The sequence below is a fragment of the Bdellovibrionales bacterium genome (assembly GCA_019750295.1).
Taxonomy (GTDB): domain Bacteria; phylum Bdellovibrionota; class Bdellovibrionia; order Bdellovibrionales; family JAGQZY01; genus JAIEOS01.
Genome location: JAIEOS010000026.1, coordinates 1 through 15,627, shown reverse-complemented (window position 1 = coordinate 15,627; position 15,627 = coordinate 1). Strand labels below are relative to the sequence as shown.

At 45.0% G+C, this 15,627-nt stretch carries 19 protein-coding genes; 8 read left to right on the top strand and 11 right to left on the bottom strand.

Going from position 1 to position 15,627, the window contains the following annotated elements; translation table 11 throughout:
- Positions 1-19: 19 nt before the first annotated feature.
- Both K2Q26_06740 and K2Q26_06735 read left to right on the top strand, forming a co-directional pair.
- A complete protein-coding gene (locus tag K2Q26_06740) occupies positions 20-706 on the top strand; it encodes a hypothetical protein (protein ID MBY0315196.1) in 687 nt (228 codons plus the stop codon).
- Between the two features lie 2 nt (positions 707-708).
- Positions 709-1,449, top strand: a complete 741-nt coding sequence (locus K2Q26_06735) for a phosphatase PAP2 family protein (protein ID MBY0315195.1) — start codon at positions 709-711, stop codon at positions 1,447-1,449.
- Between the two features lie 32 nt (positions 1,450-1,481).
- Here K2Q26_06735 and K2Q26_06730 read toward each other — a convergent pair whose 3' ends face one another.
- The 3 genes from K2Q26_06730 to K2Q26_06720 all read right to left on the bottom strand — a co-directional run bounded on the left by K2Q26_06730 (position 1,482) and on the right by K2Q26_06720 (position 5,330).
- Entirely contained in the window at positions 1,482-3,059 is a 1,578-nt protein-coding gene (locus K2Q26_06730) for a sulfatase-like hydrolase/transferase (GenBank protein ID MBY0315194.1), read from the bottom strand.
- A gap of 137 nt (positions 3,060-3,196) precedes the next feature.
- On the bottom strand, positions 3,197-4,282 hold the full coding sequence (locus K2Q26_06725; protein MBY0315193.1) for a DUF748 domain-containing protein: 1,086 nt from the start codon (positions 4,280-4,282) through the stop codon (positions 3,197-3,199).
- Positions 4,283-4,331: 49 nt separating this feature from the next.
- Positions 4,332-5,330 carry an endonuclease/exonuclease/phosphatase family protein gene (locus K2Q26_06720; protein ID MBY0315192.1) on the bottom strand — a complete coding sequence of 333 codons (999 nt, stop codon included), beginning with the start codon at positions 5,328-5,330 and terminating at the stop codon, positions 4,332-4,334.
- Between the two features lie 124 nt (positions 5,331-5,454).
- On the opposite strand from K2Q26_06720, the gene K2Q26_06715 reads away from it, so the two are divergent.
- The 3 genes from K2Q26_06715 to K2Q26_06705 are packed head-to-tail and all read left to right on the top strand — an operon-like array spanning position 5,455 to position 7,757.
- Positions 5,455-5,742 carry a terminase small subunit gene (locus K2Q26_06715; GenBank protein MBY0315191.1) on the top strand — a complete coding sequence of 96 codons (288 nt, stop codon included), beginning with the start codon at positions 5,455-5,457 and terminating at the stop codon, positions 5,740-5,742.
- An 8-nt stretch (positions 5,743-5,750) separates the two neighbouring features.
- Positions 5,751-6,620 carry a glycerophosphodiester phosphodiesterase gene (locus tag K2Q26_06710; GenBank protein MBY0315190.1) on the top strand — a complete coding sequence of 290 codons (870 nt, stop codon included), beginning with the start codon at positions 5,751-5,753 and terminating at the stop codon, positions 6,618-6,620.
- A gap of 15 nt (positions 6,621-6,635) precedes the next feature.
- Entirely contained in the window at positions 6,636-7,757 is a 1,122-nt protein-coding gene (locus K2Q26_06705) for an acyltransferase (GenBank protein MBY0315189.1), read from the top strand.
- Positions 7,758-7,788: 31 nt separating this feature from the next.
- Here K2Q26_06705 and K2Q26_06700 read toward each other — a convergent pair whose 3' ends face one another.
- The 4 genes from K2Q26_06700 to K2Q26_06685 all read right to left on the bottom strand — a co-directional run bounded on the left by K2Q26_06700 (position 7,789) and on the right by K2Q26_06685 (position 10,775).
- Positions 7,789-8,244, bottom strand: coding sequence for a YaiI/YqxD family protein (locus K2Q26_06700; protein ID MBY0315188.1), 456 nt, complete (start codon positions 8,242-8,244; stop codon positions 7,789-7,791).
- Positions 8,245-8,255: 11 nt separating this feature from the next.
- Positions 8,256-8,732 carry a peptidylprolyl isomerase gene (locus tag K2Q26_06695; GenBank protein MBY0315187.1) on the bottom strand — a complete coding sequence of 159 codons (477 nt, stop codon included), beginning with the start codon at positions 8,730-8,732 and terminating at the stop codon, positions 8,256-8,258.
- Between the two features lie 83 nt (positions 8,733-8,815).
- Positions 8,816-9,229, bottom strand: a complete 414-nt coding sequence (locus tag K2Q26_06690) for a hypothetical protein (GenBank protein ID MBY0315186.1) — start codon at positions 9,227-9,229, stop codon at positions 8,816-8,818.
- A gap of 202 nt (positions 9,230-9,431) precedes the next feature.
- Complete coding sequence (locus K2Q26_06685; GenBank protein MBY0315185.1) at positions 9,432-10,775, bottom strand: DUF4214 domain-containing protein; 1,344 nt, start codon at positions 10,773-10,775, stop codon at positions 9,432-9,434.
- A 162-nt stretch (positions 10,776-10,937) separates the two neighbouring features.
- Here K2Q26_06685 and K2Q26_06680 point away from each other — a divergent pair, with 162 nt between their 5' ends.
- The gene (locus tag K2Q26_06680; GenBank protein ID MBY0315184.1) at positions 10,938-11,660 is read left to right on the top strand and encodes a hypothetical protein; all 723 of its coding nucleotides are present in this window, start codon (positions 10,938-10,940) and stop codon (positions 11,658-11,660) included.
- A 53-nt stretch (positions 11,661-11,713) separates the two neighbouring features.
- Here the strand turns inward: K2Q26_06680 and K2Q26_06675 are convergent, their stop codons facing one another.
- The 3 genes from K2Q26_06675 to K2Q26_06665 form a co-directional block, all read right to left on the bottom strand.
- Positions 11,714-12,406 carry a hypothetical protein gene (locus tag K2Q26_06675; GenBank protein ID MBY0315183.1) on the bottom strand — a complete coding sequence of 231 codons (693 nt, stop codon included), beginning with the start codon at positions 12,404-12,406 and terminating at the stop codon, positions 11,714-11,716.
- A gap of 123 nt (positions 12,407-12,529) precedes the next feature.
- Positions 12,530-12,724 (bottom strand): hypothetical protein, encoded by a 195-nt coding sequence (locus tag K2Q26_06670; protein ID MBY0315182.1) that lies wholly within the window; start codon positions 12,722-12,724, stop codon positions 12,530-12,532.
- Between the two features lie 20 nt (positions 12,725-12,744).
- Positions 12,745-13,062, bottom strand: coding sequence for a hypothetical protein (locus K2Q26_06665; protein ID MBY0315181.1), 318 nt, complete (start codon positions 13,060-13,062; stop codon positions 12,745-12,747).
- 292 nt (positions 13,063-13,354) lie between these two features.
- On the opposite strand from K2Q26_06665, the gene K2Q26_06660 reads away from it, so the two are divergent.
- Both K2Q26_06660 and K2Q26_06655 read left to right on the top strand, forming a co-directional pair.
- Positions 13,355-14,419, top strand: a complete 1,065-nt coding sequence (locus K2Q26_06660; GenBank protein MBY0315180.1) for a fatty acid desaturase — start codon at positions 13,355-13,357, stop codon at positions 14,417-14,419.
- A gap of 110 nt (positions 14,420-14,529) precedes the next feature.
- Complete coding sequence (locus tag K2Q26_06655) at positions 14,530-15,225, top strand: hypothetical protein (GenBank protein ID MBY0315179.1); 696 nt, start codon at positions 14,530-14,532, stop codon at positions 15,223-15,225.
- Positions 15,226-15,234: 9 nt separating this feature from the next.
- Here K2Q26_06655 and K2Q26_06650 read toward each other — a convergent pair whose 3' ends face one another.
- Positions 15,235-15,381 (bottom strand): hypothetical protein, encoded by a 147-nt coding sequence (locus K2Q26_06650; protein MBY0315178.1) that lies wholly within the window; start codon positions 15,379-15,381, stop codon positions 15,235-15,237.
- Positions 15,382-15,627 lie beyond the last annotated feature (246 nt).

The window sequence follows — 15,627 nt, the reverse complement described above, 5'->3', positions numbered from 1 at the left end:
TCGAGGAATTATGCACGGGATGATCCAATCTAAGACCTTACTAGGAGCCCATTTATTTTTTTTGCTTTTACTCTGCGCCTGGAGTTCGCCGAGTCTTGCCGATTTTAAACCAAGTTATTTCGGGGGCAACTACAGTATCAATGGTTCCAATGGAATTGTAACCCATGACACTTCCGCAGTCGCTCTCGAGTACATGAGTACTGTTGATTTTCTGCGTATTTTACCCACAGAATCACCCTACCAGTGGTACTATGATGTGTCTTTGGGGGCTCAATTTCATGACCTCAAAGATCCGCTTCAATATCTTGGTATATCGAATACGCCTCAATCCACAAGCGATGTCCAAGTGACCAAATACTATCTTGAAACGGGCTTTACTCGGCATCAAGAACTGTATTCGGCACTCAAGTGGGTTTTGGGGGCTCGCATCGGAGCTTTTAGTATTCACGCTCAAAAGTTGTCGGGCCAAACTCAGTCCGCCCAGGACTTTCGTGTCCAAAGTTCAACATCTTTGGGTTTAATGATCTTTGCTTTTAGTGGCGTCAACTGGGAGGTGAGCGAGAATTGGGACTTGCAAACATCCATTCAAATTAGAAAGTATTATCTCGGTGATTTTTTTGTTCAAGACCAAGTGAGCGGGAAAGAATATAGATATCCGGATTATACATCAATTGGGTTTGCTGTCGGATTGCTAAGGAGTTTCTAGTCATGAGTCAATTTTTTTTAGCTCTTATTCTTTTGGTCAATAACTCCTTCGGTGAAAATCTTTTTCAGGCCGCGAAGAAAGATGCAATAAGCCCCTTCACTACCGAGGCAAAGCACTACTTTCATTTAGGTTTAGCAACTACAGGATTCTTTTATATTTTTTTTAAAGACGATATCATTCTGGGGTTGCAGAAGGAAACAAACGAACATAAACCGCTCGGAGATTACGCGCTTTATGGAGATTATGGTGGACAGTTGGTGCCTAATGCTCTTTACGCTGGTGGTATGTACGCGGCTTATCTGTGGACTGACGACAAAGATTATCAAAGATTTGCGTCTCAAATGTTTCGAGCTTCACTTTACTCAGGTCTATTTACGAATGTCATCAAAGAGTTGATTCCCGAAACTCGTCCAAATAAAGTCGGAAGAAATTCCTTTCCGTCAGGACATACCACAACTGCATTTGCATTTGCCTCTATCATCGGAATGAATCACAAATGGTATTGGTCGGTTCCTGCATATACTTTCGCTACCTTTGTGGGATTTAGTCGCATTAATGATAATAAACATTTTCTTCATGATGTCACAATGGGTGCAACAGTTGGAATAATGTATGGTCTTGGAATTTATTACCTAGATCAGGAGAATCAAGAGCAAAGAGTTTCCGGCCAGTCGACCACCTATTACATTGCCCCGATGCTTGTGCCCGGAGGATTGGGTATGTATTTTACAAGCGTGTTTTAGAGAAGAGTTCTGTGCAGCAATCATCCTAAATTTTAGTTTTGCGAACTACAAAATTGGGGATCGATTTTTAATAAATCGAGGTCGGGTTGGTAAATATCGGTCTGTATATCTAGTATATCGAGGGTGGTCGAGAATATGTTGTCATGGGTATATTGGCACAATCCTGGCGATTTTAGAGCTAGCGCTCCAGTTTGTTTGCTTTTTCTTAGGTTCGGAGAAAACCAAAAAATCATCGGTACGCTTTTTTGTTCTTTGGGTGCCATAAAATAGGGGAGGGAGTGAAGATAGAGGCCATTTTCTCCTAACGATTCTCCGTGGTCCGAAACGTAAATCAAAGCGGTGTCCTTAAGATCCGATAGAGAGTCTAGATATCGAATGATTTCTGAAAGAATATGATCCGTATACGCGATGGTATTATCGTAAGTATTTTTAACCTGTTCTCGAGTACATTGGCCCAGCTCGTTAGTGTCACATGAGGGCTTAAATTTCTTAAACTCCTCGGGATATCGTAAATGGTAGGAGGGCCCATGACTTCCTAACATATGCAAAACTACAAAATGATCCTCATGATCTTGTCCAATCTCTTTTAAAGCTTTTATTAATATTTCGTCATAACAAGTTCCGGATTTGCAAATCTTCGCACTTCTATATTTGTCTAAACTGGATTCTCCAACTCGATTACAAACTCCCTGACAGCCCGTATTGTTATCGAGCCAACTGACTTTATAGTGTGCCTGAAGTGCCACATCCAATAGATTTCCACGGGATGCGGCTAGGCTGGACTCAAATCTGCTTCTACCAAGATTAGAGAAAAGGCAAGGGACCGATATCGATGTTGCCGTACCACAGGCCTGAACTCTTGGTAAACTCACTATAGGCCACTGCTGTAACTCCGGGGTGGTCAAATTTTCGATGTAGCCGTTAATACTAAAGTGATCCGAACGCGCCGTTTCTCCCAGAACGAAAACAACTAAACGCTCTCGCTGATTGGTTCCGGTTTTGCGATGAGCATCGAGTCCGATAGGCGTGTAGGTTATTGTTTTGGGGAAGTATTTTAATTTCAAAAATTTTGCTATCTGATAGACCGGACCGATGGGTTGCAACAAGTGTCTGAACTGTTGGTTATTTCTTAGGAATGTTGCGTAATCCTTATAAAATGTTAGGCCCACACAGGTAAAAACAATCGTGGCCAAAGCAGTAATTTTTAAACTTAAAGACAATCGAGTTAAAAGATTCTCTTTTTCCCATCGAAATAGAGAAATGTAAGAGCCAGCCGCAAAAATAAATACGAATTGCCATGCCACTAACCTCCAATTCATGTACTGACTCGCTTCCCCGTAGGTTGTCTCGAAGATGCTGCGGCTTGTGGTTTCGTCGAAAATAATTCCGAATTTGTACGTAAAATAGGTTGTTGCGGCTGAGATGCATAAGACGAAAAAGGATCCTGTTCGGAGAAAATTGAAAATATAAAAAGGGAGGAGAGACAGCAGGACTAAACTGTAGAGAACGAAAAAGCTCGAAATAAAAAATAATTTATTAATGTTTGCAGTAGGAGGTGCATGGTGAATTAGAAGCAACAGTGCCGGACTATTGAAGAGAAGGGTAATCACTAGGCCTGTAACTAAGAGATTGCATGCGGCTGATTTCGAGGCAAAAGGTGTCACACTCGAAGACTAGCAAATTACTATTGCCCTCACCCTACTTCGACATTACATTTTCGTAATGAAAAACTAGGGATTATCAAAGATTATTTGCCGAAATCGACGGTGCTGTTTTTGCCAGGGCTATCAAAACCTTCGGAAAGCTTTTCTTTGTAGCCGTTTTTAAACAAACCTTTGAGAGCCTGCCAAAAGTTCCATTCGAATTTTTGATCTTCATAGGAAAACTCCACTTTGGTGGCCACGGTTTGATTTTCGGGGTTTTGGAAAAACATGTTCAGGGCGGCTAAGCCAATTTCAATTCCCAACTGATCAAATCCTTTAAAGTCTTTATCATCCCCAACAAATTCGGCATCGCTCACAAACGGTTTCGCGTAGCCTTTAATTTTTCCCGAGATCGACTGGGCCTCCGAATAGATACTTAAGGATCCTTTTTTAAAGGAAAGCGGGGCCGCTTGAAGCATCCAAGGATTGGTTGTCTTAAGGATAAATTCTTTGATCATGACCCGGGCATTCCAATCTACGGGAGAGTTGAACATATTAAAATTTCCCGAGATCTCGAGAGGAGAGGTCTTACCGATTTTCCCATCAAATTTATAGTAGGATATTTGTCGGGGTGGAGTCGGAGTGAGGTTCGTGATTTCGGCGTTGAGGTCTTCCACAACTACGGGCAGTTGATCAGAGACCCCGAAAAAGTCGGCGCTGGCGATGGTGCTATTCACAAGATTGATCTTCTCAATGGAAACCGGGAATAGTGTTTCGCCTGCGGATTTGGCTTGCTCCGCGTTTTCCTGGGGCGCTTGGGAAATTTGATCGATGACGTAATCGCTATAAAGAAGTTTGAGTTGATCGGCGCGAATGTCCGTCCGAATATTTCCCTTAAAGAGTTCGCCCCAGTCGATGGTGACATCAATATCTTGGACTTCGAGAAATCGAATAGGTTTTTTTCGCAATGTCAGAGTTAAATTTTTAAAGCCATAAGACCCACGCAAAATGCGCAATTTTAAATCGTCTATATGGCCTGAGTAGACCGGAGAAAAGGTGGCCAAATACTCTTGAGTTTTCTTAAGCAGATACCCATGCGCGTAAATACGAATCAATACTATGACCAAGACCACAACAATCAGAGCTATCCACTTTTTTTGACCGAGCCAGGAGAAGTTCTTGGTATCCATAGCGAGCACCCTAACACAAAATAAAGTTGAGATCTATCTCACATTCATTTTAAATTTCTAAAGTCACCACTAAGGGGAAGTGATCAGATGGCATATGATAGCGCTCGTGAACTGTTGTTGGGAGCGGGTGAGGAAGATCGTAAAAACTCTTGTAACGGTAGGTGTAAGACTCTTCTTTGATGACCTTGTTTTTAAGATGGGGAGAGACGAGTAAATAATCGAGAGTTTGGGGATGAGCTTTTCCCTGATAATCGAAGTGCACGAGCGAAATGCGGCTTTCTTCGGAGCTTTCGAGGAGGTCGTGAAAATCTGAGAGATCTGTGTTTAATATCAGCTCTAGCTCCGGACTTTTAAGGTCGGAATTAAAATCTCCCCCGACCACAACACCGACCTCAGGATGTTTTTTCCGAATATTTTCGTAGAGATTTGCGAGAGCTTCAGCTTCGGCGCGGCGGAGATCACGTCCCTGGAAATCTGTTTCCGTGCTGATTTTGGATTTGAGGTGAGTCAAAAGTAAAATAAGTTTGAGTTCAGAGTTTTCAAAGAGATGCAGTTCAACCACGTCCCGCGAAAATCGCGTGGTCCAGCGTGTTCCCTGCAGAAGTGGAATTTTTACGGGAGTTTCGCGATTGGAAACTGTTTTCGCGGTGTAGACGAGATCTTTTTTAAGAAGAAATGCCAGATCGATTCCGCGCTTAGAATTAGTTTCGATGTAGTGAACCTTATAAGCCTCTTTAAGAAAATAACGGTTAAAGTGATCCAGAGATTCTTTGCCGCCCACTTCGATCAGCATCAGGATATCCGGATTGATGTCCAAGATGGCATTGTGCAAACCCCACACTTTACTCAGCGGTTTTTGTTTGTGGCGAAGTTGCGGAAGTGCGAGTTGGCGCCACTGGCTTTCCGAAATATTTTCGAAGTCATTGTTCTCGTAGTACTCCAGGGAAATAAACAGATTTTCGGCATTTAATTCGCAAATTTTGAGTCGGCGGGAGCTCGATGCCGGTCCTTTGGTGAATAAACTGCGAATTTTTCCGTAAAGACTCATGCCACCTTAGAATACTGCGGAGTTGGCCACGTGGCAAAACAGAAGTGGAGAAGTCCTCATTATTCGTGTAGGCTTTTATCCTAGTGATTCAACCGGAAAGGTGCGTTCCGTGAGACTTCGACAAATGGGATTTTCCACTAAGCTTAAAGCTCATCAAAATATTCTCACTCTAGAAACTCTTAAATTTATGGTGGAGTATCTTGTGGACGGCAATGCTCGTTTAGCAGCGCTACGAATCGGCATCCCCGAAACCTACGCTGCGCGCTACGGAGCTTGGCTCAAAAAACGACCGGTCGTGCAACCGATGTTCGAAAAAGAAATCGACGACCGAGATCTTCGTAAACTTAAAAAAGCGATGATGGAGATCGATAAGCAGATGGAAATTTGTAAAGAGATCTTGGGAATAGGGTAGGAGAATTTATGCTTATTTTAGGTTTTTTGATCGTTATGCTGCAAGCGCCGTCCTCTGCCGCTCTTGCAAAGATTGAAGTGCAAGGGCATCGTGGAGCTCGAGGACTTCGTCCTGAAAATACGATTCCCGCCTTCGCCTTTGGCCTCGAAAAGGGGGTCGATGTCTTAGAGCTCGATATCGCTGTCACGTCGGACAATATCCCGGTGATTTCTCATGACCCCTTTTTAAATCCTGATCTCTGTCTTGATGGTAAAGGCCAGCGCCTCCAAAACCCAGTACCGATCCGAAAGATTTCACTAAAAGATCTCAAAACATATGACTGCGGGACTTTAAAAAACCCGCGCTTTAAAGATCAGATACCAGTTCCAAAAACAAAGATACCGACGCTCCAAGAGCTTTTTGACTTCGTCAAAGGTCAATCCTTCAAGGGCTTGCGCGCGGTCGATTTTAATATCGAAACCAAAATCTCTCCAGGGTACGCCGAATTTGCTCCAGAGCCCGAAGCGTTTGCAAAACTCATCGTCGATGTCGCTCGCTCGGCAGGATTTATTAAAAACATTCGCATTCAGTCCTTTGACGATCGCACTCTTTTTGCGACCCAGAAAATTGCGCCAGAGGTTCCCACAATTTTATTGATCGGTGAGAATCATGTCGATTTCGTGGCCGCAGCGAAAGCCGCTAAGGTCAAAACAATATCCCCCCAACACAACTGGGTCACTCCAGAGGACGTTAAAGCTTTGCATGCCGCGGGAATTCAAGTGATCCCTTGGACGGCGAATGACGAAAAATCCTGGAAAAAGTTGGTCGATATGAAGGTGGATGGAATTATCACAGATTATCCTGATCGACTTATCGATTGGCTAAAGGCCCGAAAGTGACTTACACTGGTGTAAATGCAAACCGGTACTTTTCGACCCAATAAAAAAATAGACTCTCTCACGAGTCTACGGGGCTACCTGGCCTTGTGGGTGGTACTGTACCATTTTTGGAACGATGTCTTAATTTTTTTTCCAAGCCTCGAGATTTTAAGTCCCATCGTAGGAAACGGTCCGATGGCGGTCCCTGGCTTTTTTATGTTGAGTGGATTCGTTCTTGCTTTAAATTATGGCGAAAGTTTTAGGGATTTCTCGTTGAAAAAAATCGGTGTGTTTTTGCTGCTTCGTGGGGCGAGGATTTATCCGGTTCATTTGGTCACACTTTTGATCGTTTTCGCGATGGTCCTTATCGGTCGCCGATGGGGCTACTCGATGACCGAGACCGGTTACAGCTCTGGAGATTTTTTCCTCAATTTATTGTTAGCACAGACGTGGGTTCCTCATTTTCAATTGAATTGGAACTATCCGTCCTGGTCCATCAGTTCGGAGTGGTTTGTTTATATTTTGTTTCCGCTGATCTCCATGTTTATTTTTACTCGCTTGAGAACGGTCTTAGCTGCGGTGCTGTTGGCTGTTTTTTCGTTGGGTCTTGGGATTTTTTGGATGCTGAGTCGAGAGAATGTTGTTTTTTACGAAATGCTTCTTGTTGTGCCCCTTTTTATTTTAGGGGCGGACATTTGTTATCTCCTGAGATGGACACCTTGGAGCTTTGGTCGATCGAGTCAAACAGGGCGGGACTTGTTTACAGTGGGGGTTCTGGCAAGTGTCGGTCTGATTCTGGGGGCGGGATATTTGAGAGAGTTGTTCAATGTGCCCGCCGTTCTTTTGGGATTCTCATCCCTCATTTTTATTTTATCTTTGTATAGCGATCGGCCGAGTTTTTTTTGGGGAAGCGGAGTTTCCGTGTTTCTCGGGGACATTTCATACTCCTTGTACATGACGCACACCTTGGCTCAAAAGGTACTTTATAAGTTATTACCGAGCTCTCGTTTTTTGACAGCAGATTTAATGACTCGAACGGGGGTGTTTCTCTCTTACGTCGCGGTCATTTTTATTTTTTGCAGTATCATCTACTACGGAATTGAAAAGCCAAGTTTAAAATACTTTCGGAAGAGAATTCCCAATATCAATGCAAGATAAGTTCCTCTAGCCGACGACTCTTTAAAAAAATCTATTTGGGTCGCTTGTTTTTTTCGGACTGAATGATTTGATCCAGTTTATTTAAAAATTGAGATCGGTTTTGCGGAGTCATTGCCGCCGGGCCGTGGCGTTCGCCCATGTGCCTTAAATTTTGCATCAGTTCTCGGTGAGAAGTGGCGCTGCCGATATTGTCCTCAGTCCACTCATCCCCTTTAGGGCTTAAGGCGCGCACGTGTTTTTCCACACAGCGCTGGGCAAGAAGAATATCCGAAGTGATGACGACATCACCCGCGTTGGCTTGCTCAACGATCCAGTCATCGGCCGCATCAAATCCACCGCTGACCGTTTCCATACGAATCAACGGATCCAAAGGAACATTCAAATGCTGATTGGCGACCACGTACACAGTCAGCTTATAGCGAGCCGCCACTTTGTAAGTTTCGTTTTTTACGGGGCAAGCATCGGCGTCGATGTAGATATTAAGCACAGTTTTTGATTCTAACCGTGGTGATGTCCGCCGGGACCATGCACATGACCGTGGGCCAATTCTTCTGCGGTGGCCGCGCGAACATCCATCACTTCGATTTCGAAGTTTAAAGTTTGGCCAGCCATCTCTGGGTTGGCATCAATAGTGACTTCGCTATCGGTGACTTGTGTGACCGTGACCACCATTGGGCCTTGAGGCGTGTCGACTTGAAACTGCATTCCGGCTTCAAGCTCCTCGGGGAAATCTTGGCGAGGGACTTTTTGCACGAGGCCTTCGTTACGAACTCCATAAGCTTTTTCAGGGGGAAGGGTGATGTTAAATTTGTCGCCCTTGGCTTTTCCGTTAAGAGCATCCTCAAGACCAGGAACGATGGCCTTGTGACCATGCAGATAAGCTAAAGGTTCATCGCCAAAGGAGCTTTCGATCTGCTGGCCGTCCACTTTTAAAGTGAAATGAAATGAAACTGCGCTGTTATTGATAATTCTCATGAAAGGCCTCCCTAGAGTTTTCGGACCACTCTAGAGTGACCGTTTTGGCGTTTTTTTTACAAATAGCACCGAAGCGTTCGAATTTAAACCTTTTTTAGCTTGAGGCCTGTGGTTTTCCAAGTTTTCATTCCTAGGCGGGTGCTGCTCATGACGAGCTCAAAGGTCCCGGTAAATGTGACAACGTCACCCTTTTTGACTGTAACATCAGAGGTCGGGATCGGTAGCGCCATTCTCGTCACGGCTCCGTCGGTTTCATGGAGTTTAAGATCAGAACCATAGGTGATAGTGAGTCGTTCTACTTTGCACTCGGCGAGAGCTTCGGGCTTCACTTCCTTACAGTCGAGTCCTTCAAATTTATACTGGTTGTACCCACCCATGTCTGTTCCCTCTTGAAAACCAGCCGTTGCTGCGCCTTCGGCGTTGGGAAGTGGTTTCGAAGATGATGTGCAAGATGTGGCGATAAATATAGTAAAAAGCGAAAAGATAACTTTTGTCATAAATCCTCCATGGTATTTTCAATGAGCGTAACCAGGAGAGGTCGGGTTCGCAAGTTTTAAATATTTGCGTAGGAAATCGGCAGTATCGAATGCTTGAATGCAGCTCTGAACGTCGAGTGGCTCGAGCATATGAGGGGTGTGAAAAGCCAAAAAAAAAGCGGGATAGGAATCCCGCTTGATTATTTAGTCTTAAGAGTGACTTTTAGTAATCGTAAACCGCAGACATACTGTTGTACCAAGGGTTGTTATTCTTAAACTCCTGAGATGCAACGAAGTGTGGGGCCAAGTGCTGAAGGAAGTCGTCCTGAGTGTAGACATTTTTATTTCCCGCATGAGTTCTTAATACTCCTGTCCAGTAAGCGAGACCAGCCGCTTCGGGTTCGCGCTGAAGGAAGAATTTGTAAGCCAATCGTACAACGCCTCGTGCAGATAAGTCATCGCGGAGAAAGAGCTGTTCAAACTCGGAAGAATTCGCGAACGAGATCGCAAGCTCTTCTGTGGAGATGCGTCGACCAGAGCGGTGTACGGCGATGGATCCCATCCAGAAGCCAGTGCCCTCATCATTATCGAACTCGGCTTGGGTGCGATTTAAGATTCGAGCGTACAGAAATGCAACCGCTTCGTGATGATTGATGACGGGAGCAAATGCATTTTGAAATTCTCCACTGTTGATAAAAGCCATGTAAAGATCGTAGCGAGACGCGCCTGCATTTAAGCTCGACACGTGAAAGTTTTTTCCTGCGGCATCGGCAGCGCGACCCAAGACCCGATTGTAAATGAGATCGACATATTGGGAATTGGAGAGTCCGCTCACTGTGGCTTGAAACTCGGCGGAGTGAAAAAGAACACCGTAGTACTGTTCCATGCTTAAAGGATTGATTTGAGATGTCACAGTTCTCCAGAAGCCGCGTCCCGAAGGATCATAGTTACGACCGTAAAAGAGACAGTAGGTATAGTCGACGAGAGCGGCTGAACGAGCTCGTCCGTTGACAAACTGAGCCGAAAGTTGAGCGCGCAATGACGAAAGTGAACAAGAGCGAACAGGGACATCGGGGATATCGAGAGGAGATTCTGTCACGGTTTGAGTCGGAGTTTGCGTTTGAGTCTGGGTCTGAGTTTGAGTAGTGTTGTTCACCTGAGTCTGAGTCGTGCTTTGTTGATTTTGGGTATTGTTGTTCACCGTCATTTGAGTTGTGGACTGTTGGTTTTGCGCTTGCTGGTTCTGCATGGTTGGATTGCTCGTGGAGCCTGAAGGCATCTGTGTGTTCACTACAGGAGATTTAGGCATTGTTGAACCTGCTGGAACACGAACAACGTTGTTGTTTTGATTCGCAGCCGGAGGTTGGCTCTGCTCATTGGATGAAGCGGGCTCGCGTCCAACGGCGACGGGAAGAGTGTAGGATTGAGGTCCCGAATTTTGCGGCTGGCCGACGTCTACTGATGCATCTCTAGTGCTTGTGGTTGCAGAAACGAAGCCTTTGTTGCCGCAAGCTGATAAAGCTAAGCTGAATGAAAAGAAAATAACTTTGAATTGATTTGAACCCATACGTGCCCCCCGTGTTCTACAAACAAGAGGAGTAAGCTGTATGCCGTTTTTTCAGTTGTCTAAAACTCTTATAGTTGATTAGAAACATGACAACTGTCTAATCTTTAATTTTCGCTGAAAAGTTCGACGTTGCATTTTGAGAACGATCCCTTATCTTATGCTATGACCATTTTAAGAATTTTCATTATCTGCATTTTTCTAGTGAATACCGCCGTGGCCAGCGAGTCTCAAGTGCGTCTTGAAGTCGGTGCGGCTCACTCGCTTCGTAATTACTTTCAAATCCCCACCTCAACGGGCGCACGGATTGATGTCCCCGAGGAGACGGAGTTGTCCTATCGCCTGGAAGGGCTGTGGAGATTATGGGAGTCGGGGTCTTTGCGTTTTGTGGTCGCGCCGTTTTCACTTCGCTCGAAAGTCACTCCCGCTCTGGCGAGTCCCTTTGATCAGCAAACGTTTGCGGCAGGATCTCCCATCGATGTCTATTACAAATTCAATTCTTTTCGCTGGGGTTACGTTCACCATTTTGTTTCCAGTGAAAATCTGCGTTGGGATTTAGGGGTGACCGCAAAGGTTCGAGACGCTGAGATTCGTCTCACCCAGGGTGTGATCCAAGAGGGTTACACCGACTTCGGTTTTGTGCCTTTAATTTATTTCGGCCTTCAATGGAGACTTATGGAATCTTGGTATTTTCGTGCGCAAATGGATGCGGCCGGAAGCTCTCAAGGGCGAGCCATCGATGCCATGGTTCAGATCAGCCAGTTGTTTTCAGAAGATTGGGAAGCGGGATTTGTTTTTCGATTTCTCGATGGCGGGGCGAAGAACGATAAGGTCAATAACTTCGCAACAAATATCTACGGACTTTTTTCGTTGTCCTATAACTTTTAATCATTGAGACAGGTGCGACCGCGGGAGCTGTCGCACCTCCACTTGAACGTGAGTTATTTCACTCGAGTCATGACGTAAAGATAGGGCTCCGAAAAATTGGCGCCGGTGCCATAGAGAATTCGAAGATCTTTGTCGGTGTAAACTTCGATGAGCGTTCCACTCCCAAAAAACAATTTGACGATGAGCGATGGCACCACCGTAAACTCATTGTCGAGAGTTCCGTTTTCGGAAAGGGCGGCCAATGTCCAAATCTTATCGGTGGGTCGACCTTCCACTCCGGTGAACTTTGTGAAACGCACATCCAGTCCGTTGGATTCGCTGGAGCTGAGCGTGTACTCGCCGCGAAGGAGACCGATGCGCTCTTTCGTTTTGTCGCCTTTGGGATACTGAGGGCTTACGTTATAGTAGTAACCGTCGATGGACACCAGTTGGTAGATTTCGTTGACGCCCAACTCGGGATCTACTCCGCGATCGTCGTTTCGGTAATCATAGGGTCCCCAAACTTGTTTCCAAGTTCCGGCAAGAACTGCGAGGCGATCTTTGATCGGAGCTTGCGGCGGAGCGATTTTTAGTAACTGTTCCACCATTGGTTCGATGGTATTTTGAATTTTAAAATCAGGATCGCCCTGACCTTGATACTTCTTTGCGGTCGAAATAATTTGTTGTTTCAGTTGAGTGAGTTTTTGAGAAGCGACGGCCGGAGTCACCCCCAAAGCCAAGAACGAAAATAGAATAAGACTCTTCATACATAACCTCCAGAATTCACACTTATCAAAGCCATCAGGGAGAGTAAATCCCCCTAGCGGCGACCTTCATTGCCGATTTGAGGCCTAAGGCGTCTAAGTGAGTGCCGCGCTTCTCCAAATCTTCTACAAAATCCCTAGGCCCAGGGCGATGGCTAATAGTCCGAGCATCGCGGCTACAATCTTTTGAACCGAATCCATGGTGAGTTTTTTGAGGAAATGATGACCGACATAGGCGCCAAGAAAAGCGAAAGTTGTTGTGAGGAGGAGTAAGGGGAGATGGGGAGTTAAGCTCTCTTTGTCAAAAGAGTGCGTGTACATCGCCAGGCGACCTAGATCAATCAGGCAAGCAATGGTCCCAAACTTAAATATTTCTGACTCCACTTCAGGTTTTTAAGAGCGGGGAGGTGTTCAAACAGCATAAAGAAAATCATAAGAGAAGCGATCACAAATTTCACCGCATGAATTTCATACACCCGATCGAATAGGGTGTAGTTGGTGACGGGAGGAGTGCTTGCCAAAGAGTTCAACACCCAAGCGCCCACAATAGCGAAAAGAACGGCTGGCCCTCCAAAGCGAATGAGAATTTTTAGATCCGTATGTTTTCCAACAAGAACCCACTTAAAAAGGTTATTCAGCAAATGAACGATCGCCGTCATTGTGATCGCGAGCTCGGACAAAAAAAAAGAACAAAGACCGGCGTAAGAATGGTTCCAAGACCGAATCCCGAGAAGAAAGTCACGAGAGATGCAAAAGCCGCCACAAGGGGAATGGCAATGAGCTCCATAGAGTGCGAGTATCGTCGAGTTTTGATAAGAGTTCAACAAATCCCTGAGTTCAATTGTGGAAGTTACATTGCGAGGAATATAACAGTTCTTCCTTGCATCAGACCAATTATCCGTCACAATGTGAGTCTCTTCCAGACATTCCAATAAGAGCAGAAGGGATTCGATGAATAAAAAGATGTGGCACGAGTCCTTAAAGCCGTACACGGCAAAATCAAATCTGATTGCTCTCCGACAAATTTTAATAACGTTTGGACTTTTTGTGGGTGTCGGATACTTGTACGTCCTGACTCTTGGAGTTTCTGGTTTTTTGGTCATTCCTTTCAGCGTGATTCTCGCTTTTTTCATTTTACGATTTTTTGTTTTAATGCATGATTGCGGTCACGGTGTGTTGTTTTCCTCCTCTCGAGCCAACCAGGCTGCGGGATACATTTTGGGTGTGCTGACCGGAATGCCCCAGTATGTTTGGTCGAAGCATCATGCTTACCACCACAAGACGAACGGAGATTGGTCTCAGTACCGAGGGCCGCTAAATATAATGACGTCGCTCGATTACCGTCAACTCAGCTCCTCGGAGCAGTCTCGCTATCGCCGGCTACGTCATCCGTTGGCTATTATTTTTATTGGGGGATTTCTTTATGTGCTCTTTAATCCCAGATTCAATTGGTTTTTAGGAATCATTCTCTTGTTCAAAAGAGTTCTCGTCGCGGCGATTTCTCAATCGCCGAGGGCGGCATTGCAGTTACTTAAAGAGTGTCCTTCTCGAAAGTGGAAAACACCTAAGGAGTTTCGTCATATGACTTATAACAATGTGGCCCTTTTGTTGTGCTGGTACTTTATGAGTCAGGCGATGGGGACTTACAACTTTTTTATGGTGTATACGATTTCGCTCTCATTAGCTGGAGGAATTGGCATCTTATTTTTTACCGTTCAGCATAATTTTGAAAACTCTTACGCCGTCGACGCCCAAGAAGTGGATCCGATACGTGCGGCCCTCGAGGGGACAAGTTACCTCAAACTCCCTGCCGTCCTCAATTGGTTTACTGCCGATATTGGCTATCACCACGTCCACCATCTTTCCACGGCCATACCCAACTACAGGTTAGCGGACTGCCACAAGGCTCTGGAGACTGAGTTCTCGAATGTGAAGCAGATTCACTTGAGCGAAATCTCCCAGTCCCTAAAGTCACTCCTGTGGGACACAGAAAAGAAAATAATAGTGTCAGTTTAATAGCCTGTTTTGGCTCTCGTCATAAAACTTTTACAAGTCTGGCCTATGCTTGACGCTGCTCTTTATAAAACAGACTTCATCAGTTATTCAATCACGACCCAGGGAGACCGATGAAGAATTCTATTTTTGCTGCATTATCCATCACTTTAAGTTTTGCGGCAGAGGCCGGGGAGATCGCAGTTTTTCAAAAAACGTATGCCGTCGATCAGCCGCAGATCACTCATCGCTCCATCGAGCAGCAAGAGGCTCAGACCAAAGCGATTAGCGAGTGGAACAGCGCTGAAGGGCTTTTAGCCACGGCCGTATTGCAAAAGAATTTTTCTAAAAAGCAATTTGATCGTGCCACCAGTCTGTACTCTAAAAATATCATTTCCAAAACAAACTTTGCTCTCAAGGCTGTGGAATATTTCAATGCAGAGATGCGTGTGGTTACCTTTCAAAATCTAGTTCTCGACACGAAAACCGAAGCCCAAGTGGCGGGGTACCGCATAATGGCCGAGGGGAACTCCAACGCGGACCTGCGTCGTCCCATAATCGAGCTGCGAGATCGAGCCTATCGATCTAAAATCGAAAATCTGCAACGGTCTTTGAGTTTTGCCGAAAAACTGCGCGAGATTTATAAAGCCGGAGTTGAGCAAGGTCAGCAGCTGATAAAAAATCGTACGATCAGCGAAGTCGATTTCGAATCGCGAGAAATGGCCTTAGAGGACTCCATTGGTCGTATGGAGTCGATCAAAACCGAAATCAAATTTTTAGAAGAAGCCGTCCAAGCCAACAAGGATCTTCGCCAGCGGTTAGAGAAGTAATACCTAACTCTAGAAGGTCTCCAAAAAAACTTGAACTTCGGAAACGATCGTTTCCACACTCACTATGCCTTTGCTGAGATCGACGGCTATCTTCGCGTTGGGATCAACCTTTTTCAAAATTTGGCAGGTCATCCCTGCCACGTTCACTTCATGCATAAAAACTCCTTTTATTATTGGGGAATTACTTGCCTCTACCTCAAATATGGAGCTTCCCCACATAGGAGGGTCAAGGTACTCGCAAAAATATTCTTAATCTATTAAGATTCCAATGATTGGAAGGTGTAATAAACGAGATTTTAATTTTTTTCTTTGACCTTCCAATCGTTGCCCGGATCTGTGGATAAGCTGCAGCAATTCATGTTTTTTCGAGTTTAAAATATAAAAAATTAAAATTTAAAGTTC